A 24,206-nucleotide genomic window follows, 5' to 3' on the forward strand; every position below is an offset into this window, starting at 1 on the left:
GTCCGGTCCCGCAGCCCTCAGACCCCGACGGGCCGCAGATACTCCTGCCCGGCCAGGAATGGCCGCAGCGCCTCCGGCACGTAGATCGAGCCGTCCTCCTGCTGGTGGTTCTCCAGCAGCGCGATGATCGGGCGGGTGCTCGTCAAGGCCGTGCCGTTGAGGGTGGCGACGGCCCGGGTGCCGCTGCTGGCGGGGTCGCGCTCGCGGATGTTCAGCCGGCGCGCCTGGAAGGTCGTGCAGTTTGAGGTCGAGGTCAGCTCGCGGTAGGCCTCCTGCGTCGGGATCCACGCCTCGCAGTCGAACTTGCGCGCAGCCGGGCCACCCAGGTCGCCAGCGGCGACGTCGATGATCCGGTAGGGCAACTCGAGCGCGTCCAGGATGCGCCGCTCAATGCGGAGCAGGTTGGCGTGCTCCTCGAGCGCGTCCTCGACCCGGGCGTAGACGAACATCTCGGTCTTGGTGAACTGATGGACCCGGAAGATCCCGCGGGTGTCCTTGCCGTAGGAGCCCGCCTCCCGGCGGTAGCACGTGGACGTCGCGGCGTAGCGCAACGGTCCTGCGGACAGGTCGATGATCTCATCGGCATGCAGGCCGGCCAGGGCAACCTCGGAGGTGCCGGTCAGGTAGAGGTCGTCGGCCTCGAGCCGGTAGACCTCATCGGCGTGCGCATCCAGGAAACCCGCGCCAGCCATCGTCTCGGGCCGCACCAGCGTCGGAGTGATGACGGGGACGAAGCCTTCGTCCTGGGTGATCTGCTGGGACAGCGCCATCAAGGCCATCTCCAGCTGGGCGCCGACCCCCAGGAGGTAGTAGAACCGCGCCCCGGACACCTTGGCCCCGCGCACGGTATCGATGGCGCCCAGCAGCTCGCCCAGCTCCAAGTGGTCGCGCGGCGCGAAGCCCTCCGCGGCGAAGTCCCGCGGCACACCGACCTCTTCGAGCACGACGAAGTCGTCCTCCCCGCCGACCGGCACCCCCTCGATCACGATGTTGGCGAGCCCGCGCATCGCGGCGTCGCGCTCCTGCGCGGCGCCGTCCGCCTCCGCCTCGAGCGTCTTGACCCTGGTCGACAGACCCTTGACCTCGGCGAGCAGCGCCTGCTTCTCCTCACCCTTGGCCGCGGCGACCCGCTTGCCGAACGCCTTCTGCTCAGCCCGAGCCGACTCGAAGCCGGACAGCGCAGCGCGGTGCCGCTCGTCCACGGACAGCACCATGTCGACCAGACCGGGGTCCTCACCCCGCGCCAGCTGACTGGCGCGCACACGGTCTGGATCAGCTCGAAGCTCACGGAGGTCGATCATGGATCCCAGGGTACTGGCGCTGGAGAACCCGCTCGTGACGGCTACGGTTCGGGTATGGAGAGCAAGCCAGCAGGTCAGGGGGGCTCGGGCACCCCTCGGGCCGCGATCATCGTCAACCCCACCAAGTTCGAGGACGTCGGACGGGTCCGGGCGCAGGTCCAGGCCGTCTGTGACGAGCATGGCTGGGCCGACCCGCTGTGGCTGGAGACCACCGCGGAGGACACCGGGACCGGACAGTCACGAGAGGCGATCGAGGCCGGTGTCGACCTGGTCTGCCCCCTCGGTGGTGACGGGACGGTGCGCACCGTCGGCAGCGCCCTGGTCGGCACCGACATGCCACTCGGTCTGCTGCCGGGCGGGACCGGCAACTTGCTGGCCCGCAATCTCCACCTGCCTATCGACTCATTAGAACGTGCCCTCACGGTCGCGCTGACAGGTCAAGACCACCGGATCGACACCTGCATGCTCGACCTGGTCCGGCCCACCTCCGCGCAGCTGGCGGAACGCCTGACCGACGAGAACGACCCGGCACGCAACGTCGACTTCGGCGATGCGGTCGACGACCGCTCCTGCGAGAAGGTGCGGGAGGAGCACCGCTTCCTGGTCATGGCCGGACTCGGTTTCGACGCGGAAGTGATGGCCGCAGCGCCCGAGCAGCTCAAGGCGAAGGTGGGGTGGCTGGCCTACCTGGTGACCGGGCTGCAGCATCTGAAGGGCCCGCAGTTCACGGTCGCCCTCAAGATCGACGGGGGCCAACCGCGGCGCCGCCGCGTGCGCAGCGTCGTGGTCGGCAACGTCGGCAAGCTCCAGGGCGGGATGGAGCTGCTGCCCGACGCCGTCGTGGACGACGGCACCATCGACGCGGTGCTGCTGTCCCCGGAGGGGATGGTCGGCTGGGCCGCGATGGTCGGCCAGCTGGTCACGCGTCGGCGCGTCGGCCACTCCCGCGTCGACCACTTCCAGGGGCAGGAGATCCGGGTCGTCTCCGACAAGCCGGTCGAGGTGGAGCTGGACGGCGACCCGATGGGGTCGGCGATCGCGATCCGCGTGATAGTCCAGCCCGGCAGCCTCGTGGTCCGGATGCCGCGGGACCGCCGCCCGGCATAGCCCGTCCTCAGACGGCGGCGGGCAGGCTCACTCCACCGACCCGGTCCGCGCAGCATCGAGCGCCGCGCGTTCCTCCGGGGTGAGCACCACCTCAGCGTCGCCACCGACGATTCCCTTGGCGTAGGTCCGACTCTCCCCCCTCGCGTGGATCGAGCTGATCACCAGGCCGTCCCCGTCGTCGTCGACGATCGCGGCGCTGAAGGACATCCGACCACCCATGTCTCCGAACGCGTCGAAGCGGACCACCGCCACGTGCCGCAGCGCCTGCGACAGGTCACCGCGCACCTGGGCCAGCGCCAGCTCCATCGCCTCCAGGCGCTCCGCCTCGGGGGTCGTGGGCGCGCCCGCTTCGACCAGGCGCGTCAAAGTCCGGTCGACCACCCTCAGCCGCTGCCACGCCAGCGCCGCCACCAGCGCGGCCACCACGGCGAGGCCACTGGCGATCCAGCCGAGCAGGGACGGGTCGAGAGGCACGTCCTTCAGCGTAGGCGGTGCGAGCCTCCCCTCCTGGCCGGACGCGCCCCAGGCCAGCGATCACCCTGGCGTGACACGATGCTGATGCTCGGCACCGAAGGTCGGCCGAGGCGCGCTGGGATGAGGTGAGGTATGCGGTCAGGACACCGGCTCGCGGTGGCTCTGGTGGCAGCCGTCCTGATCTGCTGGCTCCTCGCCCTGGTGACCGGTGGCCGCGAAGAGGCCTCCATGGCCGGCGATACCCCCGCGGCTGCGGTCATCGCTGCCACCGGCGATGCCCCGGTCGTGTTCGTCGGCGTGCCCGGCCTGACCTGGGATCTCATCACCCCTGGCACCACCCCGGCGCTCGACCGGCTCGCCACTGACGCAGCGACCGCTGCACTCGTGCTCCGCGGGACCCATGAGGTCACCTGCGCACCCGACGCCTGGCTCACGCTCGGCGCGGGTCAGCGCGCGGGCACCGACCTGCCCGGCTGCGGTGACGCACCGGCGACCGGCTCGCCCTCCGTGACCTCTCGCAGCGGCCTCGTGCGCGACGGCATGATCGACCCCCAGGCCTGGCAGGCTTGGCAGGCGGCCGCGCAGCGTCGCGCGCTGGGGACGCAGCTCGGCGCACTGGTCGGCCCGCGGGGGTGCGCAGCGGCCTACGGACCCGCGGCAGCCATCGCGGCGGCCGACGTCAACGGGAAGGTAGACAACTATCACCCCGCCGGCCTCTCCGACGAGGCCCTGAGGCTGGACCCCGCCTGCCGCCTCCACCTCATCTCGGCCCCTGCAGTCGGTGCAATGGACGGCACGGCGGCGCTCCGGCAGGTCGATCGCGGGATCGCCGACCTGGCCCGGTCGCTGCCCGAAGGTTCGCGACTGATCGTCGCCGGCATGGGCCACCTGGGCGATGAGCCAGACGCCGAAGTCCTCATCGTCGGCCCCGCAGATTGGGGTCCCACGACCGGGCCGGTCCCCCTCACCCTCACTTCCGGCTCCACCCGGCAGGCGGGGCTGGTGCAGCTGACCGACCTGACAGTGGCGTTGCGCCAAGCGGCCAGTCTCGACTGGGACGACGACGCGTTCGCCGGTGGCCCGCTCCTGCTGCTGGACCGCCCCGACCACGTCGACTGGGCGCGAAGCCTGGCGGACGCGGTCAGCCTGGCCAAGACGCTGCCAGCCACTACGTTGGGCGTCATTGGCATCCTGCTGCTGCCGCTGCTGGGCGCTGGCCTGCTGATGCGGTGGCGGCGCGTCGTGGCCGGGGCGGCGACCGTCGCGATGACCATCCCGGTAGCGACCTTCCTGGTGGGCCTCATGCCGTGGTGGCAGAGCAGACACCCTGGGGTGGTGCTGACAGTCGGGGTGGTCCTGATCGGCGCTGGCATCGCGACGCTGGCATGGGCCGGGCCCTGGCGACGCCACCCGCTCGGTCCAGCCGCCATCGTGGCGACTCTGACGCTGATCGTGATCGGCGCGGACCTGTTTCACTCCTCACGCCTAGGACTGGTCTCCATCCTCGGCTTGCAACCGGTGACCGCCGGCCGCTTCTACGGGCAGGGCAACGTCGGCTTCGGGATCATGCTCGGCGCGCTGATCGTCCTGCTCGCTGCGGTGCTGACGTGGATGACACCGCGGATCCAGGGCACGGGGCACCGCTCCGGCGCGGCCGCCCTGACCGTCGCCACCCTGGGCCTGGCCACCCTCCTGGTCAACGCCTCGCCCCAGGCGGGGGCAGACTTCGGAGGGGTTCCGGCTCTCGTGCTCGTGACGGGTCTGCTCACGCTGTCCGCGCTCGCGGTGCGGTGGTCCTTCGGCACGTTGGCGGTCCTTGGCGCGGCAGGGTTCGTGGTCGCAGGCGTCGTCATGGTGGCGGACTGGATGCGCGGAGCCGGGCAGCGGACCCACCTGGGCGACTTCGTGCAGAGCGCGATCGAGGGCGATGCGGGCGCCATCGTGGCCCGCAAACTGCAGCAGAGCCTGGGCATTCTGATCAGTTATCCGTTGTCCTGGCTCGCTGTCCTCGCGCTGGTCTTGGTCACCGTGGTCGTGCTGACGCGTCAGCCCGGCTGGACCGCCTGCCTATGGCGCCATCCGGGCGTGCGTCCCGCCGCGCTGGCCGGGGTGCTCGCGATGGTGCTGACCTGGGGCCTCAACGACTCCGGCATCGCGGCGATCGCCCTGACCCTGACGCTGCTGATCGGTGCGGCGCTCACCGTCATCGGGCGCGAGCTGGTGCCCAGGGCCGACATCCCTGCCTCGAGCCCGCAGCCCGCAACCCCCTAGCGCTCGCGCCAGCCGGCGCCCAGGCGACGCTTGAGTCGGTCCACGGCCGGGGCACCGCGCTGCTTGGCCTGCTCGACCAGGGGGCCGCTGCGCTCCCGCGCCTTCGCCACCAACGGTGCCGCCCCGGCCCGGGTGCGAGCACTCAGGTCACGCGCCGTGCCCAGGACCTTCTCCTGCGCCCCCGACCGGTCCGCCAGGGCACGAGCGACATCAGCCAGCTGGCGTGCCCGGTGCACCTGCGAGGCAAGGTCGCGCCCGGTGACGCGGTGCTGGAGGAGGCAGGGCACCTCCATGACCCGGCCACCAGCCCTCATCACGTCGATCGTCAACCCCACCTCAACGCCCCATCCCTGGGCAAACGGCTGGGCCTGGTCCAGTGCCTCGCGGGTCAGGCACCGCTGACCGGACAACGGTTGGGTCGGGGTCCAGCCGGTCAACCGGGAGATGCCCTCACGCGCCGTCTTCACCACGATCCCCAGCCCGCCGGCACGTCCGTGCTGCGGCGGCAGGACCGCGATCGTCATGTCGGCCTCACCGGCCAAGACCGGGGCCGCGAGGACGCCGAGGTTGCCCGCGGAGCTCTGCAGGTCGGCGTCGGCGAACAGCACCGGCGCGCCCGGGGCCAGCTGTGCCGCGCGGGTGGCGCCGGTCGCCATCGCGGCGGCCTTGCCCAGGTTGCGTCGGTGACGGACGACGTCGACTCCGCTGACCCACTCGGCCACGGCCGCCGTCTGGTCGGTGGAGCCGTCGTCGACGACGATGATGTGCCCGATCTCGGCGACCCGCTGGAGGGCGGCGACGGTCGCCCCGATGCGCTCCTCCTCGTCCTTGGCCGGCACGACCGCGACGACGGTGCTCCTCGCCTCTGCCCCTGTCACCTCGGGCCCTAACGCAGCGTCAGTTGACGCGAGACGAGACCGTCGCGAGCGCGCCGCTCGTCGGGGGTGAGGGGATCCTCCTTGGCCAACGCCTCGTCATACCTGGCCTGGAGCGCAGCCAGCCCGTCGGCAAAGGTGGACGCCTCCGCCGCCTGGTCGACCTCGAGGACCGGCACCAGCAGCCCGTTGGCGCGGAAAGCGCCGAGCAGCTCGCTGCCCTCACCGAGTGTGTGCTCGCCCGCCGCCTGCAACCGCGCCATCGCGCGGGTCGCGTCGTCCTCGTCCTCGCCCAGCAGCCAGCGGATGTAGGAGCGCCCGCCCATGTGGCACCAGTACGCAGAGGGCACCGTCTCAATGCGCTGCATCGGCACGGCGGCGTCATTCATCGCCTCCAGCGCCTCGCGCTGCTCTGAGGTCGCGTCCTCGCCGAGCCAGAAGCCGAAGTCCTGGTGCACCTCGACGTCCAGCTGCTGATCCTCGCGGAGCAGGTCCTGAAGTCGCGGCGTGTCGGCGGTCGCCGGGCGGACGGAGTTGACGGAGGCACCAGGTCCGGCGACCAACGCTGCCAGGATCGCCTGCGCGATGTCTCGTGAGGCGTCGCCGCTGCTCGTGCGCGACTGGAGCGCCACCAGCACTTCGCCGGTGTCGCGGTGCAGTGCCGGGATCGCTCCCGGCAGCACGGTGGCGAGCGTGATCTCGTGCTCCCCGGCGGGCACCGCGTCGCCGTCCAGCTCGGTCCCCTCCGGGATCACCACGGTGATCGTCGCGGAGGCAGCCGGGAGGATCTCGCGCATCGCGACCCAGTCGGTCTCCTTCGACAACCCCTCGAAAGGACGCGCGACGAAGGGAGCGCGACGCGCCTTCGCCTGCGCGGAGCTGTTGTTGGCGTGCTTCTTGCGTGCGGCCTTACCCATGCGGGGGAGTCTACGTGCGCGGCTACAGTGACCAGCCATGAGCAAGAGCGAGTTGTCCTGGGCGCCCGCCGCCGGTCATGACGTCGAGGTGCTGTATGCCGTGGACGGTCCCCTGGGAAGGATCCGGCTCAACCGGCCACGCGCCATCAATGCGCTGGACCGGGCCAGCATCGACTCCCTGTCTGCGCAGCTGCACACCTGGGCCGACGACGACGCGATCGCCGCCGTAGTGATCGATGGCGCGGGCGACCGCGGCCTGTGCGCCGGAGGGGACGTCCGCGCGCTGCGCGAGGCGGTGCAGGCGGGCAACTACGAGGAGGCCCTCGCCTACTGGTCGGCGGAGTATGCCGTCAACGCCCTGATCGCGTCCTACCCCACACCGTTCGTCGCCTGGATGGACGGCTTCGTGCTCGGTGGCGGGGTCGGCGTGTCCGCGCACGGCTCGCACCGTTTCGTCACCGAACGCACCCAGCTGGCCATGCCGGAGACGATCATCGGCTTTTTCCCCGACGTGGGGGCGATGTGGTTCCTCGCGAACGCTCCCGGCGAGACCGGCACGCATGTGGCGCTGACCGGCGTGCCCGTCAGCGGGACGGACGCGCTCGATCTCGGGATGGCCGACGCCCTGGTCGCGGCGGAGGCCAAGGAGGACGTGCTCGCTGCCCTGCGCGATGACCCGACCTTGGACCCAGCCAACCTCGACCAACGCGATCAGCTGCCAGCCGAGCACTGGCTGCTCGAGAACCGCGAGTGGATCGACCGGTGCTATGCCGGGGACGACGCCGGGCTCATCCTGCAACGCTTGCGGGCCAGCGGGCAGCCGCAGGCACGAGCGGCCGCCGAGCACATCGAGGCCCGCTCGCCGCACTCGGTCGCGGTCACGCTCGCGGCTCTGCGGCGGGCTGCGTCGATGGACGTCCAGGAAGTGCTGGACCAGGACCTCGCGCTGGCTCCGGCCTTTGCGCGGCATCCGGACTTCGTCGAAGGAGTCCGGGCCCAGCTGGTCGACAAGGATCGGCAGCCACGATGGGCCGCCCAGTCCGTGGAGCAGGTCAGCCGCGCGGAGGTCCTGGCTGCGTTCGGGCAGGGCTGAGATCCCGAGTCAGCCCCGGTCCGGATCAGCCCCGCGCGGCCAACGCCCGCCGCGCCTCCTCGATCTCCTCCCACGGGACCAAGGTGGTGCCGCGCTCCATGGTCGCCTCGGGCCCTTTGCCCGCGAGCAGGACGGTGTCCTCCGGTCCGGCGACGCGCACGGCATACCTGATCGCGTCCGTGCGGTCCCCGATCGAGACGAAGTTGTCGCGAGGCGGGCTCGCCTCCCTGGGCCCTCGCTCCATCTCGTCCAGGATCTCCTGCAACGGCGTGGTCCGGTGGTCCTCCTCGGTGAAGACGGCGTGGTCAGCCAGCCGGGTCGCGACCTCGCCGAGCGGTGCACGCTTGGACGGGTCGCGCGGACCGCCGGCCGAGCCCACCACGACCCAGAGCTCGCCCTGCGTCGTGACGCGCACCGTGGCGAGCGCCTTCTCCAGGCTGGGCGCAGTGTGCGCGAAGTCGATGATGACCCGAGGTTGCCCCTCCTCCCGCTCGAGCATCTCCATCCGACCCGCGACCCCCTCAAAGGTCGCCAGCCCGGCGATCAGCTCGGCCAGGCCGACTCCCGTCGCGGCGACCCCCGCCATCGCGGCGAGCGCATTAGCCACGTTGAAACGGCCGATCATCGACAGTTGGGCAGTCGCCTCGCCCAGCGGGCTACGCACGGTGAAAGTCAGGCCCTCGGCGCCCTCCTGGATCGCCGTCGCGGTCCAGTCGGCATCCTTGCCGTCTACGGAGTAGGACGTGCAGGTCCTCCCACCCTCGGTCGCGATCGGCACCAGCCGCTCGAACCACGGGGTGTCGTCGGCGTTGAGGACGCTGTGGTTGGCGCGCTGAACCAGTTTGGACTTGTCCGCGAAGTAGCGCTCCATGGTGCCGTGGAAGTCCAGGTGCTCCCCGGTCAGGTTGGTCCAGATCCCCACGTCAAAGCTGACGCCGCGGACCCGATCGAGCGCGAGTGCGTGGCTGGAGCTCTCGACCACGGCGGCGGTCGCACCGGCACCGACCATGTCCCGCAGGATCTGCTGCACCTGGGGCGCCTCTGGGGTGGTGAAGTGCGTGGGCGGCTGACGGAGGACCCCGTCCGGGAGCTCGTAGCCGATCGTGGAGAGCAGCCCGGTCGAGCGGCCCGCAGAGCGCAACAGGTGCAACGCCAAGCACGACGTCGTCGTCTTGCCGTCGGTCCCGGTGACCCCCAGCACGGTGATCGCGTCGCTGGGGTGGCCGCTGATCGCGGCGGCGGCGTCGGCGAGGGCAGCGCGGGCGTCGGCCACCCGCAAGTAGGGGATGGTGCACCGGGCGGTGGGGGGCAGACCCTCGCCGATCACGGCGACCGCGCCCCGCACGATGGCGTCGGCGACGAACTGGTGACCGTCGAACCTCGCCCCTCGGACCGCGACGAACGCCTCCCCCGGCCGGATCCAGTCGGACTGGTGGCTGACCCCGGTGACGAGCACCCCTTGAGGGTGCGTGACCGTGTCCGCGAGCTCGGCACCGAGAGCGACGGACAGTTCTGCGAGGTCCATGTGGACAGCCTAGCCACCGTCGAGCACCCACACCCGTGGGCCGCCTCTTGCCGGCCCACCACCCCCGAGCTCAGCTGCGGTCGCTGACCAGCCAGACGGGTTGGTATGTCGACAAGTGGATCGATCCGTCCCGCTCCAGGTTGGGCGGATAGCCGTTCAGCGCGTCGACGCACTGGTCCACGTTGATTCGACCGACCTCACGCACCCACCAGGCGGGCACCTGCTGCGGCGTCTCGGTGATGTTGTAGAGCTCGAGCAGGGGTCCGACCGGGTGCCTCCTGAGCACGGCGAAGATCCCCGGTTCAGGAGACGCCACGACCTGTGCCGGCACGCTGGCATGCAGGTGGGGCAGGCTGGCGCGCACCCTGGCCAGCTGGCGCAGCCCGGTGTAGACCCGCCCGATCGCCGAGGCTGGATCCTCCCTCGCCTCTAGGACGCACGCCCAGTCAAGCCGCGGACGGTGCACCCAGCGGTTGTCCTGCGCATGGGCGGGATCCTTGGCCCACGCAGCGTCGTTGAGCGTGGCCACCTCGTCGCCGGACCAGAGCACTGGGATCCCGCCCCAGCCGTAGACGATGGCGTAGCCGAGCAGGATGCGTGCGACGGCGTCGTCGACCGCACTGGTCGCCTCCTCAAAGCCCTCGATGGTGGTGACCTCCTGCGCAACGGCCAGCGCGGACCCCAGACCGGCCAGGCTGGCCGCGCTGCCAGAGATCCGCTGGTCACCGGTCGCCGGGTTGTGCTGGAAGGCCAGCCCCTCCGACGTCGAGCCGGCGAACGCTCCCATGTAGAACTCGGAGAGAAATGAGCGGTGCCGCCAGCCCTCGAGCATCACCGCGGACGCGTCCGCATCGTCGATCGCCCAGCCGATGTCGTCGTGGCACCTCAGGTAGGTGATCCACGCGGTGGTGGACGGGTTCGCCGGGAAGCGGCCAAGCGCGTGCGTGGCCAGCCGTGAGTCCCGGGACGCGAGCATCGACCAGATCTGGACCATGAGGCTGTTGTGGTAGGCGAGGTCGGACACGCGCCCGTAGTGGCGCCCTTGTCCGAGGTAGTGCACGAGCTCGGTGGGACCGACGATCGCCTCCGCCTTAAAGATCAGAGCCGGGGCCGTGATCCGGGCGAGGGCGCGCAGCGCCTGGGTGAGCTGATGCACCTCTGGCTCGTTCTGCGATGCGGTGCCCCTGCGCTTCCACAGGAAGGCGATCGCGTCCAGGCGGAGCACCTCCACGCCCTGGTTCGCGAGGAAGAGGACCACGTCGGCCAGCTCGCAAAAGACGTCCGGGTTGTCCCACGCGAGATCCCACTGATAGCTGTTGAAGGTCGTCCAGACCCAACCCGCCAGTTCCTCGTCCCAGGTGAAGCTGCCGGGCGCGAAGTCGGGGAAGACCTCCGGCAGGGTGCGTTCGTACTCGTCGGGGAGGGTCCGGTCGGGGTAGACGTGGAAGTAGCGTCGGTAACGCTGGTCACCGGCCCGCGCGGCGCTGGCCCACGCGTGCTCCCGGGCCACGTGGTTGAGGACGAGGTCCAGGCACAGGCTGATCCCGTCGGCCCGCAAGGTGCTGGCCAGCGTCTTGAGATCGTCCATCGTCCCCAGGTCCGCGCGCACCTGCCGGTAGTCCGCCACGGCATACCCACCGTCGTTGGGCTCGGGCCGTGGCTGCAGCAGCGGCATCAGGTGCAGGTAGCCGACCCCCAGGTCCTTCAAGTGCCCCACCCGCTCGGCCACGCCGGCCAACCCCGTCCCCTCGGGCGCCAGTCGCTCGGCATACGCGGCGTAGCCGACCATCTCCGGTCGTTGGAACCAGTCAGGCTCCAGCGAGCGCTTCTCGTCTAGCAGGTGCAGGTCGTCCTGACGTTGCAGGTAGGCGGCCGCGGCTAGCTCGAGCGCTCGTCCAGCGGTCTCGACGGGGTCGTTATAGGGGGCGAGGCCGGTGACCAGGTCGCCCCACCAGCGCTCCACGCGCAGCGCGAAAGTCATCTTTCGGTGCTCCGGTGCGTCAACGAGCGTCTTTTCCAGACTGGCCACGAGCGTGGCCGGCAGGTCGTCCGGCCACGGAAGAACTCGCGGGGAAGGGGACGGGGTGGGCACTCTCATATCCCACCACATCACTATGGGCCCCTTCACCAGCGCTGCCCGCGGCCGGAGGTCCGGTCGCGGGCAGCGCACGGTGGTCTCTCAGCCCTTGACGGCGCCAGAGGTCATGCCGCGGACCAAGAAGTTCTGGAGCACGAAGAACACGACCATGGGCAGGACGATCGAGATGAACGCTCCCGCGGTCAGCAGCTCGGCACCTTGGCCCTGCGTCCCCAGCAGTTGCTGGAGCTTGACGATCACCGTGGTGTTGGAGTCGGACAGGAACAACTTGGCGATGAGCAGGTCGTTCCACACCCACAGGAACTGCAGGGTGGCGAAGGCCGCCATCGCCGGCATCGCCATGGGGGCGATCAGCTTCCAGAAGATCTGGAAGTTGGAGCAGCCGTCGATCCGTGCTGACTCAACCACGCTGAAGGGCAACGAAGCCATGTAGTTGCGCAGCACGTAGATGCACAACGGCATACCAAAACCGGTATGCAGCAGCCAGACCGCCAGATAGGTGCCGGAGATGCCGAGGCCACGCGGGCCGAGCAGGTCCAGCAGCGGCGCCAGCGCCGACTGCAGCGGGACCACCATCACCGCGACGATGATGATGAAGAGGAAGTCCTTGCCCCTGAAGTCCATGAACGTGAAGGCGTAGGCCGCGAACGCGGCGAACATCACCGGGATGATCGTGGCGGGGACCGCCACCAGGATCCCGTTGAGGAAGGCGTTGCCCAGGTCCGCCTGGTCGATGACCCGTGCATAGTTGTCGACCGTCCAGCCACCCTTCCAGATGGCCTCCCACCACCCGGAAGTGGCGGCAGCGTCGCGCGTGCGCAGGCTGGTGACGAGCAGGCCCACGGTGGGCAGCGTCCACAGGAGGGCCAGCAGCAGCATGACCACCATCGAGAACGGGCTGCGCGCCCTCCCGTCCTTCAGCCGCCCTGCCCCCTGCCGCTTGGCGACTGCCGGGGGGGCGGGGGTCGCCGTCGTTGCGCTCATCGCATGGCCTCCTGCTCGCGGAATTGTTTGACCTGATAGATCAGGATCGGGATGACGGCGATCAGCAGCACGACCACGAGCGCGCTGGCGACGCCAGCCTGGCCGCGGGCAAACAGCTTGTTGAAGAACATGTTTGCGATGACGTCGGTATTGTCCCGGCCGTTGGTGAGCACATAGATGATGTCGAAGACCTTCATCACCAGGATCAGGACCGTGATGAACACCGTGATGATCGTGGCCTTGATCTGCGGGATAACGACCTTCCAGAAGATCTGCCACTCGCTCGCACCGTCGATGCGGGCGGCCTCGATCGTGTCCTCCGGCACACCCTTGATCGCCGAGCTGAGCAGGACCATCGCGAAGCCGGTCTGCAACCAGACCAGGATGACCATGAGCAGCAGGCTGTTGAGCCGGGCGGTGTCGATCGCGAGCCAGTTCTGCGGCGCTCCGCCGAACATGGTGTAGATGGCGTTCAACGCCCCCGTCTGCGGCCGTCCGGGGGCTTGGTAGGCGTAGACGGTCGTGAGCCAGATCGCCGAGGCGGCCACGAAGCTGATCGCCATCGGCAGGAAGATGAAGCTCTTGGCCCACTTCTCGCTGCTGGCCGAGAGCTTGTCCGCCAGCACCGCCACGACGACCCCGATTGCCACCGAGACCGCCGGGACGATCGCGATCCACAGCACGTTGTTGAGGAGCGCGGACCAGAACGCCGCGTCGGCAAACAGGTCACGGTAGTTTTGCAGGCCGACATAAGCGGTGCTGCTGGCGTTGGCGAAGCTGTAGTGGATCGTCTGGATCGTCGGGTAGAGCAGCATCAGCCCGATGAGCGAGAACCCGGGCAGGAGGAAGGCGTAGGGGACCAGGCCGTGCTCCAGCCTGCGGGGCAGCGCCTCGACGGCGAGGTTGATGAACCAGAACAGGAGCGCCGCACCGCCGATGCCGGCGACCAACCCCAGCAGGCCCATGAGGATCTTGCTGTCAAAGAACCAGCCAGGGTAGTAGGCGAAGGCGAGGAACAGGTTGCCCAGCGCCCAGACCGTCAGGGCGGCGCCCAGCACACCGACGAGCAGCTGAACCGGCTGGAGGCCGGAGGTGTCCGGCACCGCCGCCACAGGGTTGTCGTCGACGACCCGGGCATCATCCTGGGGGACGTCCTGCCCCACGGGCGGGGTCGAGTAGGAAGAGGTCATCTCAGTTCGACCCTGTCTGCGACGCCGAGTCATCCTCCGCGCTCTTGGGCCAGCTCGCCTCGATGGCGTCGGCGGCCTCCTGCGCACTCTTGGAGCCGGTCTGGTATTCGACCATGGCCTTCCAGAACGTGTCCGAGCCGACCTCCTTCGGCATCAGATCAGAGGCGTCGTAGCGGAAGACGTCTGCGGTCGTGGCCATCTCGGCAATCTGCCGGGTCGTCTCGTCCGGATACTGGCTGGCATCGAACGTCTTGTGCGGGCTGAGCCAGCCACCGGCCTGCGCCCAGGCTCCGCCGAACTTGTCGGAGCTCAGGAACTTCATGAACTCGATCGTGTCGGCGTCATAGCTGAACGCCGCCGCGAGGTCGCCACCGCCGAGGATCGGCTGGCCCTTGAAGCCGTCCACGGCCGGCGGGAAGACGAAGATGCCAATGTCGTCGTCCAGGTTTGCCTGGACGTCCTCGGGGAAGAAGCCGGTGGCGAAGTTGCCCTGACGCATCAGGTAGCAGCCCGGCGGGTCCTCGAAGGCCGGGACCATCGCGTCGGAGAACGGCGTGGTGATGATGCCGGTGGCGCCGCCCAAGACGTTGCCCGGCTTGTTGGCCAGATCGCCGTAGGCCTCGATCGCGGCGACCACGCGCTCGTCGTTGAACGGAATCCGGTGGTCCACCCAGTCGTCGTAGACGTCCGGGCCCCACAGTCGGAGCATGTACTCCTCGACCCAGTCGGTGCCGACCCAGCCGGTTGCCTGGTCCGAGCCCCAGCCGATGCACCAGGGCGGCGCGTCGGTGTCTTTGCGGATCTGGTCGGCCACCTCGGACAGCTCCCCCAGGTCCGCGGGCTCGGTGTTCCACCCACCCTCGTCGTAGGCCTTCTTCGGGTACCAGACGATGGACTTGACCGCCATCCGCATGGGGGTGGCGTAGACGCGTCCCTCGAAGCGAGCCGCGTCGAGGAAGCCCGGCACGAGAGTGGAGTTGAGCGTGTCGTAGTCGAGGTATCGGTCAATGGGGATGACCTTGCCCATGCCAACCATCTGCTCCACCCCGCCTGGCTGGGGAAATAGCCCGATGTCGGGGGCGTCACCGGAGTTGACCTTGAGCAGGATGGTGGTGGTGAAGTCCTGGTCGGGGACGTACTGCACGTCGATGCCGCTGCTGTCCTCAAACTCCTTGAGCGACTCCAGGAAGGCCGCCTCCTCCTGGCCGCCGAAGGCGCCCAGGACGGTCACGACGCCGTCACCCTCCTCAGGCTCGGCGTCTGCGGCCAGGCCCCCGCCGCGACCGGCGTCGGGGTTTTGCAGACACCCGGTCAGAGCGAGGGCGGCCGCGACCGCCACCGTCGGCGCCAGGACCCGGCGCCACGCTGAGTTAGCCATCGATGGCTCCCTTCTCAGTTGTGTCGGCGCCGCGACCAGTGCAGGACCGCGCATCCATCCGACAGCGTCTTCGTCTGGCACCCTACCCACAGTTGTGCCGTACATCACGCACCGTTTGGTCACGCTTTGGTCAAGGCGACGGGCAAGTCAGGAGCGTTGGCGAAGGTAGGCGAGGTCGCGCCGCACTTGGGCGCCCAGGTGCTCCAGGCCGACAGGGTCACCGTCGTAGGCCCAGTTCAGCACCCGCGCCAGGTCACCCGCTCGGGTGCACCTGGTGCACAGGAGCACCCTGCTCGGACGGCGATGTCGGTGCACGACGTGCCCCGCTGCACAGCGGCCCTGCCACCGTCCCGGCACCACCGGCTCCGCCCCGCCGGAGTAGCAGCGCCGGCCTGTCGCGCCCAGCGCCAGGGCCTGGGCTCGCCATACCTGATCGTGGCCGTGCCGGGGGCCGACGAGCGCGTGCGCGATCTCGTGGAGCACCGTCTCACGCACCTCTTCCTCGCCGTGCGCACCGGTCAACGCCCGGCTCAGCGTGATCCGATGATCGCCGAAGTGGCAGGCTCCCGCCCTCACCTTGGCGCGATCAAAGTCGAACCCCCACGCACCCAAGCCGTGCTGGTCCATCAGGCTACGTGCGAGCCGGACCGCGAGTTGAAGATCCACGCCAGTGATCCTAGGAGCAGGCACTGACGGGCCCACGGCGTTAAGGTCATCGGTGTGAACCTTGAGAAGGTCGTCTTCGGCTTCTTCGTGCTGCTGGCCGCCACCCTGAACTTTGGCTACGTCATCGGCGACATGACTGACCCGGACCTGCACAACGTCTATGAGCTCTATGCCGCCGTCGCGGTCAACATCATCGCCACCATCTTAAAGTTCGGGGACCGGACCCAGATCGGGGCGGTGCAGTTGGCGACCAGCCTGGTGGCGAGCATCCAGCTCCTCATCGCCACCGCGGTGTGGGTGTGGAGCTCCAACATCGACCCGGGCGGTATGACGGACACGCACCTGGCCAGCGTGGTCTCCATCGCCGCGGGCGCGCTCCTGGCCAATCTTGTCTCGGTCATCCTCTTGGTCCTCGAGACCGTCTCCTATCGGCGTCGCTGAGGCCGCGCCGGCTGATCTGCGGACCTGATGGTCAACCTCCTCCAGCTCCTGCAGCGCGGCAAGCCCGCGCGCAACCGCCCGGACAGCCTGCGTCGGGTTCGCGTCGACGTGCCCGACGAGCCGCCCACCACGGACGCGGTCTTCCTGGTCCTGCGCGGCATGAGGGTGCCGCTCGTCGCTTTCGTCAGCGTCTTCTCCCTGATGAGCTTCGGGCTCTCGCTGATGCCTGGGACGGCGGAGAACCCTCAGCGGCTCACGCTCTTCGACTCCTTCTACATCGTCAGCTACACCGGGATGACGATCGGTTTCGGCGAGATCCCCTACGAGTTCTCCTACCCGCAGCGGCTGTGGGTCATCCTGACGATCTACTCCTGCGTGCTGGTCTGGACCTACTCGGCCGGCGTGCTGCTAACCCTCTCGCAGGAGAAGACCTTCCGTCTGGCCATCTCGCTGCAGCGTTTCCGCCGCCGGGTGCGCAACATCCAGAATCCGTTCGTGCTGGTCGTCGGATATGGCCAAGCGGGCGAGGCGGTGTGTCGCGCGCTGCAGGACCAGGGTCGGGAGTTTGTCGTCATCGACAGCGACCCGGACCGGGTGCAACGGGTGGCCTTCGACGGCTACCGCAGCGACATCGCCGCCTATGCGGCCAGCGGCCGTGATCCGCGGATCCTCGGGATGGCCGGGCTGGGACACGACCTGTGCGAAGCGGTCCTAGCGCTGACCGACAACGATGAGACAAACCTGTCCGTCGTGATGTCGGTCAACCTGCTGCGGCCCGAGCTGATGGTGATCGCGCGTTGCAGCGACCGGGAGCGGGCGCAGCAGATGCATGACTTCGCCGCGGACGTGATCATCAATCCCTTCGACCGGTATGGCGCCTTCCTGGTGATGGCGCTGCGCCGGCCCAGCGGGTTCCGGCTGGCGTCGTGGCTGATGAGCCCGCGCGGGACCGAGCTGCCGGAAAAGCTGGAACGACTCGACGAGGGCAGGTGGGTGGTCTGCGCGGACGGCTCCTTCGGCGCCGAGGTCACCCGCGACCTGGAGAGTGCCGGGCTGGACGTCGATCTGGTCGATCCCGCCTACGGCCGCCCGGACGTGTCGGACGCCGTCGGCTTCATCGCCGGCGCCGAGTCCGACATCATCAACATGGCGATGGCCGCCCACGCCCGGATCGAGAATGATGCGCTCTTCATCGCCATCCGGCAGAACTCTGCGGTCAACGAGGCGCCGCTGCGGGCCTTCGACGCCGACTCGGTGTTTGTGCCCACCGAGCTGCTGGCCCGGGAGGCGGTCGCGCGGATCACCTCGCCGAACTATTGGTCGTTTATTGACCACGTGCTGCACGAGGACGACAAGTGGGACTCCGACGTGCTCGAGGACATCGTCAACGTCGTCGGGGACGAGACCCCCTCGAGCCTGATGCTCTCCCTGGAGTACCACCGGGCGCCGGCCGCGGTGCGGTGGATGCGCCACTCCCCCCTCACCCTCGGCGACCTGCTGCGCGACCCGGACGACTGGGACACCGGCCTGGCCGCCTTCCCGGCGGTGCTGGTGCGCGACGGGCGCCGCATCTTCGTGCCCGACCTCGACCTGGACCTGCGCGAGGGCGACCAGATCCTGCTGCTGGGCCAGGAGCAGGACCTGGACATCGCGGAGTCGATCGTCTTCCATGACTCCGCGGTGGAGTATGTGGTGACCGGGCGCGAGGTGGCCACGGCGTGGGCCTTCCGTCAGGTGCAGAAGCAGATCTGGCGGCGCCGCGCGCGGCGTGCCGGCCGCACCGCCGCCTGACAACCGGACGGTCGCCCCTGCCACACCGGACGGTCGTTGTGTGAAGATCGACGGGTGAAGTATGCCGAGCACATCGCCGACCTCGTGGGAAACACGCCCCTGGTCAAGTTGAACTCCGTCACCGGCGACATCGTCGCAACGGTCTTGGCCAAGGTGGAGTATGTCAATCCCGGCGGATCGGTCAAGGACCGCATCGCCCTCAGGCTCATCGAGGCGGCCGAGGAGTCCGGCGCCCTGCAGCCCGGAGGCACCATCGTGGAGCCAACCTCGGGCAACACGGGCGTCGGCCTCGCCCTGATCGCCCAGCGCAAGGGCTACTCGTGCATCTTCGTCTGCCCCGACAAGGTCAGCACGGACAAACGCGATGTGCTCAAGGCGTATGGCGCGCAGGTCGTGGTGACGCCCACCTCGGTCGCTCCCGACGACCCGCAGTCCTACTACTCCGTCTCCGACCGGATCGTCCGCGAGACGCCGGGTGCGTGGAAGCCGGACCAGTACTCCAATCCCAACGGGCCACTGTCCCACTACGAGACGACAGGCCCGGAGATCTGGGCCGACACCGACGGCGAGGTCACCCACTTCGTCACCGGTGCGGGCACTGGTGGCACGATCTCGGGCGCGGGACGCTTCCTGCGCGAAGCGTCCGCGGACCGCCCCAGCGGTCGCGTCCGCGTCATCGCCGCTGACCCGGAAGGCTCGATCTTCTCTGGCGGCGGCGGCCGGCCCTATCTAGTCGAAGGGGTCGGCGAGGACTTCTGGCCGGACGCCTACGACCCTGCCCAGGTCGACGACGTCGTCGAGGTCACCGATGCCGAGTCGTTCGCGATGACCCGGCGGCTGGCGCGCGAGGAAGGGCTGCTGGTCGGCGGCTCCTGCGGGATGGCGGTAGTCGCGGCGCTGAAGGTCGCGCGCGAGCTCCCCGCCGACGCGGTGGTCGTCGTCCTGCTCCCCGACTCGGGGCGCGGCTACCTGTCCAAGATTTTCAACGACGAGTGGATGACCACCTACGGCTTCCTGAGGACCACGGATGGCCCGACCGTCGGGGACGCACTTCGCGCCGGCGCCGGTGGCGAGGCCGCACTGCCGCATCTGCGGCCTACCGACACGGTGGCGCAGGCGCTCGACGCGCTGCGCGCCTGCGGACACCCCCAGCTGCCGGTCCTCACTGCAGAGCTGCCCGTGACCACCGGCGAGATCGCCGGGGCGGTCAGCGAGCGCGACCTGCTCGAGGCGCTCTCCCATGGCAGCGCCCAGCCGACCGACACCGTGCAGCAACACCTCGGCGCTGGTATGACGTGGCTCGGCGCGGGTGCGCCGCTGGACGCTGCGGAGGGCCCCCTGGAGGAGTCAGAAGCTGCTCTGGTGCTGCAGGACGGCAAGCCGATCGGCATCTTGACCCATGCCGACCTGCTCGCTCTTTCCGGTCGGGCCGGATCACTCTAAATCTTCCGGTTCCTGACACGCCAGCACCGAAGATGGGAGGGTGTCGGCATGGACTCCTGGCTCACTACCCTCAAGACCGACACTCCCCAAGACGGCTTCGAGCTTGCGCTCAAGTTGTCGCGCAAGGGCGTCGGCTACACGCAGCCGGACGCCGACGTCCGCACTCGGCTCCGTCCGGAGTACGCCGAGAATGCCGACAGCCTGACGATGGCCTCCCAGGTTGTCGCCATCAACTTCCAGACGGTCGCCGCCGCCAACGACTACTGGCGCTCCTGACCCTCGCGAAGCTCCTGTCCGCTCGCGGGTAGGCTCGGTCATCGTGCGCGGTGAATACAAGGTTCCGGGTGGCAAGCTGGTCGCCGTCGATCTCCAGGCCACCGACGGGAGGATCAGCGAGGCCACCGTCTCCGGCGACTTCTTCCTCGAACCCGACGAGGCCCTGGAGGACATCAACGCCGCCCTCGTGGGGCTCGCCGACGACGTCGCGGTCGAGGACATCGCGACCTCGATCGCGGCGCGGCTGCCCGAGCACGCCGAACTCATCGGCTTCACCCCCGAAGCGGTCGGGATCGCAGTGCGGCGCGCGCTGGGTTTTGCCACGCGCTGGGAGGACCACACCTTCGACCTGATCCCGCCGGTGACGATGGACCCGCGGATGCACGTCGCCCTCGATGAGGTGCTGGCCGGCGCGGTCGGGCGTGGGGAGTCGGGGCCGAGCCTGCGCTTCTGGGACTGGGACCGGGGCCTGGTCGTGATCGGCAGCTTTCAGTCCTACCAGAATGAGATCGACGAGGAGGGGCGGGAGCGGCACGGCATCGACGTGGTGAGGCGGATCACCGGTGGTGGTGCGATGTTCATGGAGCCGGGCAACTGCATCACCTACTCGCTGATCGTGCCGGCCTCCCTGGTGGAGGGCCTGAGCTTCCAGCGTTCCTACGAGTTCCTCGACGACTGGGTGATGGGGGCGTTGGCCGAGCTCGGGATCACTGCCCGCTATGTGCCGATCAACGACATCGCCTCGGACAAGGGCAAGATCGCCGGGGCGGCGCAGCGTCGGCTCGCCGGCGGCGTCGTGCTGCACCACGTGACCATGGCCTACGACATCGACGCGGACAAGATGCTGGAGGTGCTGCGGATCGGGCGGGAGAAGATGTCCGACAAGGGCACCACGTCGGCCAACAAGCGCGTGGACCCGATGCGCTCGCAGACCGGCCTGCCGCGTGCGCAGATCATCGACTCCTTCATGAAGCACTTTGAGGGCAAGTACGCCACGGCACGCCGCGACTACACCGAGGCCGAGCTGGCCGCGGCGCAGTCGCTGGTGGAGAGCAAGTTCAGCCGGCCGGAGTGGACGCACCGGGTCCCCTGACCGCTCTGGGTGGGCGGACCCACGCCGCTTGTCCACCCCTGGTCCAGTCTGCTAGAAGCCCAGTTCTCGCAACCAGGCCAGCAGTTCGTCCTCCCGCTCGGTCGCGCGATCCTCGGTCCAAGTCCCCAATGAGCGCGCGTCGATGAGGCGACCGTCTCGCAGGTAGATGACCCGGTCACCGCGTGCCGCGCACGCGGGGTCATGCGTCACCATTATCAGGGTGGTTCCGCTGGCGTGCACGTCGCTCAGGGCATCCATGACCTCGGTGGACATGCTGCTGTTCAGCGCCCCCGTCGGCTCGTCGGCAAACAGCACGGCCGGGGAGGAGGCGAGGGCGCGGCTGATCGAGGCGCGCTGCGGCTGACCGCCCGAGACCTCGGTGATGCCGTGCCGCCTGACCTCGACGATGCCAAATCGTTCCATCAGCGCATCGACCCGCGCGGTGGCCTCCTCCGTCGCGTCGGGCGCGGCTTTCAACGCCGGCAGCAGGATGTTGTCGCGGATGTTGAGGTTCCCTAGAAAATAGCCCTGCTGGAAGATGAAGCCCATCTGCGTCAGCCGGACGTGGCTCATCTCGGCGTCGCTCAACGACGTGAGATCGCGCCCGAGGAGGTGGACGCTTCCGCTGGTGGGGCGGTCCATTCCACTCACGTTGTAGAGGAGGGTAGATTTCCCGGAGCCGGAGGCCCCCATGATGACGAGGAACTCACCAGCCTCGACCGTGAGGTCGATCCCGTTGAGCACTTGCGTGGGTGGATCTGTGGAGGAGTACGTCTTGGTCAGGTTCTTGCACTCGAGCGTCGCGGGCGTGGTGTTCGACATACTCTCTCCGGTCATCCTTTGAGCCATGCGCTCTTGTCAGGGGCGTGCAGTCGTGATGTCAGCGCGACCGCGCCGAGGTATCCGGCCGCGATCAAGCCCAGCGGGTAGGCCAGGTAGACCAGCCACGGGGTGGGGATGAAGTCCAGGCTGGAGATCCCGAGCCCGGCCCTGGAGATGACCGCACCGACCAGTGACTCCCCAGCAGTGGCGGCGAGCACGATACCGACGAGGGTGCCCGCCACCACGGCGAGCAGGACCTTGAATCGGACCTGGAAGGCGATCTCACGGGAGGAGAAGCCGATGGCGCTCAACACGCCCATCTTGGTCCGCTCGCGAGTGAGGCGGAGTTTGAGGAACAGGCTCGTGATCAGCAGCGCCACCCCTACGCCGAAGACACACGCCAAGATCGCCGCGCTCCGGAAAGCACGGGTGACATAGGACAGCGTCTGTTGCACGTAGGCCTGCATCGGGATGACGCTGGCCGAGGGGTAGTTGGCGCTGTACTCCCGGGCCAGGGCCGCGGCGTCGGCATCCTTGACGGTGTCGGCATAGATCACGTAGCCAAGGGCGTCGGAGGACACCTCTCCCTGCATCTTGGCGGTGTAACCGCCGCTGGTGACGTCTTGGTAGATGCCGCTGACCAAGACCGCTTGAGCGGGGTCGGAACTGCTGCGACGGATGGACATCTGCGCACCGACCGACAGGTGGTGCTCGTCTGCATTCAGGACTGACAGGGCGATCTCGCCCTCGCGCGGGGCCTTGCCCTCGAGGAACTCCACGGTGCCGGCAGAGTAATCACCTACCTCGACCCGCAAGGGTTCCCACCCCTCCTCTCCCGGGGTCTGATAGAGAAGGTTCGCGAAATCACGCACCTGGGCCAGCCGATCGTCGGCCTCCATCTGCGTAAGGATCTGTTGATGGGCACTGTCCAGGTCATCGGAGAACTGGAGATCCGCTCGCAGATCACTGTGCGGAGCACCCATGTAGGTCATGAAGCGGGGGCTCTCAAAGGTGGTGAGCAGGTTCGTCGGGAGGATGATCAGGACCGCCGCCAACGCGAAGACCAGGGGGATCAGGATCCACTGACTGCCTTCGGCTCGCAGGTCGAGCAGCGCGAGTCGGCGGTTCAGGCTCCCGCCACCGGCGGAGGACAGGTCGGTATGCCGAGCGCGCTGGGCAAGCCGTGTGGCGCGACGCGCACTCTGCTTCTCATCCAGGGTGCTGCCGTGCACCAGAGCACCGACGACCTCCACCCGACGGACCCCAAGCAGCACCGCGCGACACATCGCGATGACCATCAGGTAGACAACCAGCAGCGCCAAGAACGGCACCAGGAACGTCATGACTCCCACCGGAGCCTGGGCGTAGTTCACCTGGATGCTGCGCGTCAGCAACCGGGTGGCGATGACGGCTAGCACGCCGCCCATGGCGCAGCCGAGCACGGCCATCACTTTGTACTTGGACAAGTACAGAGCCGTGATGGCCTTGTTCGGAAGGCCGATGGCTTTCATGACGCCGATCTGGCGGACTTCCTCCTCGAGGGTGCCACGGATCACGAAACGCAGGTTGAGCAACGCGATCACCATCAACAACCCACTGACGAAGACCAGTGCTATGGCGACCAACCCGTCGCTGAAGGCATTGATCAGCCGGATCATTTGGTAGGTCACCGCCTGCCCGTTCTTCGGCAAGGCAGCGTCCGCTTCATACGCTGTCTGAAATTGCGAGGTCACGGAGGGATCGCTGAGTCGATACTCCACGATGATCTCCGGATCCCCGCCACCAGCACGTGCCAGGTCCTGGAAGTCTCCTTCGGACACCAGGAACCGCGTGGCCGAGGACAGTGATGAGGCCATCTGGGAGTCACGGATGAAACCTGCGACGGTCAAGCCATGGCTTCCTGAGTCCGTCCGGATGCTGAGCTCATCGCCAACCTGGAGACCGAATTCTTGCTGGTAGCCCACCGGGACATAGCCCTCGCCCGCTGAGGGCCGCGGGATCGCGCCCCCCTCGTCGATGAGGAAGTCGAAGTCCTCGTTCTGCGTCACGAAAAGGTTGTCGATGAGGCTGCCGGAGAAATCCCCGCTCTCACCGGTTGCGGGGCGCCTCCAGGCGATGGCCGCTCCGTCGAACCCGAGCATGTCCTCGACGAGCCAGGATTCGATCTCTGGATGGACACTGGCGAAACCGGAGAGCGTGTCTGGGTCGTAGTCGCCCTTGTGCATCTGCAGGAAGTGCGGCGGCTTCGCCTGATCGAAGAGTTCGTCGACCGAACCCACCGATCGCTCCATCACCATCGCGCCAGTGGCCATCAAAAAGGCACTGAAGAGGAGGATGACAAACAGCGCCAGGTTGACACCCTTGTTCTTGACCAGGTCGTTGTAGCCATATCGCAGGTAGAGCGAGTCCTTCTTCACCACCTCATGCCCCCTCCCATGTTGTAAGTCAAACCTATCCTTGG

Annotated in this window: 20 protein-coding genes; 8 read left to right on the forward strand and 12 right to left on the reverse strand. The window is 68.5% G+C overall.

Annotated features, from left to right (window positions below; translation table 11 throughout):
- Positions 1-17: 17 nt before the first annotated feature.
- Positions 18-1,301 carry a serine--tRNA ligase gene (gene serS / locus Q4P07_RS03930; RefSeq protein WP_303373591.1) on the reverse strand — a complete coding sequence of 428 codons (1,284 nt, stop codon included), beginning with the start codon at positions 1,299-1,301 and terminating at the stop codon, positions 18-20.
- Between the two features lie 54 nt (positions 1,302-1,355).
- Between serS and Q4P07_RS03935 the strand changes: the two genes are divergently transcribed.
- A complete protein-coding gene (locus Q4P07_RS03935; protein WP_303373592.1) occupies positions 1,356-2,408 on the forward strand; it encodes a diacylglycerol kinase family protein in 1,053 nt (350 codons plus the stop codon).
- Between the two features lie 27 nt (positions 2,409-2,435).
- Here the strand turns inward: Q4P07_RS03935 and Q4P07_RS03940 are convergent, their stop codons facing one another.
- Complete coding sequence (locus Q4P07_RS03940) at positions 2,436-2,882, reverse strand: DUF4446 family protein (protein ID WP_303373593.1); 447 nt, start codon at positions 2,880-2,882, stop codon at positions 2,436-2,438.
- A 132-nt stretch (positions 2,883-3,014) separates the two neighbouring features.
- On the opposite strand from Q4P07_RS03940, the gene Q4P07_RS03945 reads away from it, so the two are divergent.
- Positions 3,015-5,153: a hypothetical protein gene (locus tag Q4P07_RS03945; RefSeq protein WP_303373594.1), complete on the forward strand. Its 2,139-nt coding sequence runs from the start codon at positions 3,015-3,017 to the stop codon at positions 5,151-5,153.
- Here the strand turns inward: Q4P07_RS03945 and Q4P07_RS03950 are convergent.
- Complete coding sequence (locus tag Q4P07_RS03950) at positions 5,150-6,031, reverse strand: glycosyltransferase family 2 protein (protein WP_303373595.1); 882 nt, start codon at positions 6,029-6,031, stop codon at positions 5,150-5,152. The two genes, Q4P07_RS03945 and Q4P07_RS03950, sit on opposite strands and share 4 nt — an antisense overlap.
- 8 nt (positions 6,032-6,039) lie before the next feature.
- Complete coding sequence (locus Q4P07_RS03955; protein WP_303373596.1) at positions 6,040-6,945, reverse strand: DUF5926 family protein; 906 nt, start codon at positions 6,943-6,945, stop codon at positions 6,040-6,042.
- Between the two features lie 37 nt (positions 6,946-6,982).
- On the opposite strand from Q4P07_RS03955, the gene Q4P07_RS03960 reads away from it, so the two are divergent.
- On the forward strand, positions 6,983-8,038 hold the full coding sequence (locus Q4P07_RS03960) for an enoyl-CoA hydratase/isomerase family protein (protein WP_303373597.1): 1,056 nt from the start codon (positions 6,983-6,985) through the stop codon (positions 8,036-8,038).
- A 25-nt stretch (positions 8,039-8,063) separates the two neighbouring features.
- Here the strand turns inward: Q4P07_RS03960 and Q4P07_RS03965 are convergent, their stop codons facing one another.
- From Q4P07_RS03965 to Q4P07_RS03990, 6 genes are all read right to left on the reverse strand, one after another.
- Positions 8,064-9,563 carry a UDP-N-acetylmuramoyl-L-alanyl-D-glutamate--2,6-diaminopimelate ligase gene (locus Q4P07_RS03965; protein ID WP_303373598.1) on the reverse strand — a complete coding sequence of 500 codons (1,500 nt, stop codon included), beginning with the start codon at positions 9,561-9,563 and terminating at the stop codon, positions 8,064-8,066.
- A 70-nt stretch (positions 9,564-9,633) separates the two neighbouring features.
- Positions 9,634-11,661: an alpha-amylase family protein gene (locus Q4P07_RS03970; RefSeq protein ID WP_303373599.1), complete on the reverse strand. Its 2,028-nt coding sequence runs from the start codon at positions 11,659-11,661 to the stop codon at positions 9,634-9,636.
- Positions 11,662-11,742: 81 nt separating this feature from the next.
- Positions 11,743-12,645 carry a carbohydrate ABC transporter permease gene (locus Q4P07_RS03975; RefSeq protein WP_303373600.1) on the reverse strand — a complete coding sequence of 301 codons (903 nt, stop codon included), beginning with the start codon at positions 12,643-12,645 and terminating at the stop codon, positions 11,743-11,745.
- Complete coding sequence (locus Q4P07_RS03980; RefSeq protein ID WP_303373601.1) at positions 12,642-13,835, reverse strand: carbohydrate ABC transporter permease; 1,194 nt, start codon at positions 13,833-13,835, stop codon at positions 12,642-12,644. Before Q4P07_RS03980 ends, Q4P07_RS03975 begins: the two co-directional genes overlap by 4 nt.
- 1 nt (position 13,836) lies before the next feature.
- Positions 13,837-15,213, reverse strand: coding sequence for an ABC transporter substrate-binding protein (locus Q4P07_RS03985; RefSeq protein WP_303373602.1), 1,377 nt, complete (start codon positions 15,211-15,213; stop codon positions 13,837-13,839).
- A 147-nt stretch (positions 15,214-15,360) separates the two neighbouring features.
- Positions 15,361-15,879, reverse strand: a complete 519-nt coding sequence (locus Q4P07_RS03990) for a SprT-like domain-containing protein (protein WP_303373603.1) — start codon at positions 15,877-15,879, stop codon at positions 15,361-15,363.
- A 54-nt stretch (positions 15,880-15,933) separates the two neighbouring features.
- Between Q4P07_RS03990 and Q4P07_RS03995 the strand changes: the two genes are divergently transcribed.
- From Q4P07_RS03995 to Q4P07_RS04015, 5 genes are read left to right on the forward strand one after another with little or no spacing between them, the layout of a single operon-like run.
- Positions 15,934-16,320 carry a DUF6394 family protein gene (locus Q4P07_RS03995; RefSeq protein ID WP_303373604.1) on the forward strand — a complete coding sequence of 129 codons (387 nt, stop codon included), beginning with the start codon at positions 15,934-15,936 and terminating at the stop codon, positions 16,318-16,320.
- A gap of 27 nt (positions 16,321-16,347) precedes the next feature.
- Positions 16,348-18,111, forward strand: coding sequence for a TrkA family potassium uptake protein (locus Q4P07_RS04000; protein WP_303373605.1), 1,764 nt, complete (start codon positions 16,348-16,350; stop codon positions 18,109-18,111).
- A 54-nt stretch (positions 18,112-18,165) separates the two neighbouring features.
- Positions 18,166-19,554 (forward strand): cystathionine beta-synthase, encoded by a 1,389-nt coding sequence (locus Q4P07_RS04005; RefSeq protein WP_303373606.1) that lies wholly within the window; start codon positions 18,166-18,168, stop codon positions 19,552-19,554.
- A 48-nt stretch (positions 19,555-19,602) separates the two neighbouring features.
- Entirely contained in the window at positions 19,603-19,830 is a 228-nt protein-coding gene (locus Q4P07_RS04010; RefSeq protein WP_303373607.1) for a hexameric tyrosine-coordinated heme protein, read from the forward strand.
- A 43-nt stretch (positions 19,831-19,873) separates the two neighbouring features.
- Positions 19,874-20,923: a lipoate--protein ligase family protein gene (locus tag Q4P07_RS04015; RefSeq protein WP_303373608.1), complete on the forward strand. Its 1,050-nt coding sequence runs from the start codon at positions 19,874-19,876 to the stop codon at positions 20,921-20,923.
- Positions 20,924-20,974: 51 nt separating this feature from the next.
- Here the strand turns inward: Q4P07_RS04015 and Q4P07_RS04020 are convergent, their stop codons facing one another.
- Together Q4P07_RS04020 and Q4P07_RS04025 are read right to left on the reverse strand one after the other, a co-directional pair.
- A complete protein-coding gene (locus Q4P07_RS04020; RefSeq protein ID WP_303373609.1) occupies positions 20,975-21,745 on the reverse strand; it encodes an ABC transporter ATP-binding protein in 771 nt (256 codons plus the stop codon).
- 11 nt (positions 21,746-21,756) lie between these two features.
- Positions 21,757-24,162, reverse strand: a complete 2,406-nt coding sequence (locus Q4P07_RS04025) for an ABC transporter permease (protein ID WP_303373610.1) — start codon at positions 24,160-24,162, stop codon at positions 21,757-21,759.
- Between the last annotated feature and the right edge of the window lie 44 nt (positions 24,163-24,206).

This window comes from Ornithinimicrobium sp., from assembly GCF_030537745.1.
Classification (GTDB): Bacteria; Actinomycetota; Actinomycetes; order Actinomycetales; family Dermatophilaceae; genus Ornithinicoccus.

Bases quoted from the DNA above. Each gene is read 5' to 3' on its own strand.
- serS (WP_303373591.1), bottom strand. From the start codon at position 1,301: ATGATCGACCTCCGTGAGCTTCGAGCTGATCCAGACCGTGTGCGCGCC.
- Q4P07_RS03935 (WP_303373592.1), top strand. From the start codon at position 1,356: ATGGAGAGCAAGCCAGCAGGTCAGGGGGGCTCGGGCACCCCTCGGGCC.
- Q4P07_RS03945 (WP_303373594.1), top strand. From the start codon at position 3,015: ATGCGGTCAGGACACCGGCTCGCGGTGGCTCTGGTGGCAGCCGTCCTG.
- Q4P07_RS03955 (WP_303373596.1), bottom strand. From the start codon at position 6,945: ATGGGTAAGGCCGCACGCAAGAAGCACGCCAACAACAGCTCCGCGCAG.
- Q4P07_RS03960 (WP_303373597.1), top strand. From the start codon at position 6,983: ATGAGCAAGAGCGAGTTGTCCTGGGCGCCCGCCGCCGGTCATGACGTC.
- Q4P07_RS03965 (WP_303373598.1), bottom strand. From the start codon at position 9,563: ATGGACCTCGCAGAACTGTCCGTCGCTCTCGGTGCCGAGCTCGCGGAC.
- Q4P07_RS03970 (WP_303373599.1), bottom strand. From the start codon at position 11,661: ATGAGAGTGCCCACCCCGTCCCCTTCCCCGCGAGTTCTTCCGTGGCCG.
- Q4P07_RS03975 (WP_303373600.1), bottom strand. From the start codon at position 12,645: ATGAGCGCAACGACGGCGACCCCCGCCCCCCCGGCAGTCGCCAAGCGG.
- Q4P07_RS03980 (WP_303373601.1), bottom strand. From the start codon at position 13,835: ATGACCTCTTCCTACTCGACCCCGCCCGTGGGGCAGGACGTCCCCCAG.
- Q4P07_RS03985 (WP_303373602.1), bottom strand. From the start codon at position 15,213: ATGGCTAACTCAGCGTGGCGCCGGGTCCTGGCGCCGACGGTGGCGGTC.
- Q4P07_RS04000 (WP_303373605.1), top strand. From the start codon at position 16,348: ATGGTCAACCTCCTCCAGCTCCTGCAGCGCGGCAAGCCCGCGCGCAAC.
- Q4P07_RS04010 (WP_303373607.1), top strand. From the start codon at position 19,603: ATGGACTCCTGGCTCACTACCCTCAAGACCGACACTCCCCAAGACGGC.
- Q4P07_RS04020 (WP_303373609.1), bottom strand. From the start codon at position 21,745: ATGTCGAACACCACGCCCGCGACGCTCGAGTGCAAGAACCTGACCAAG.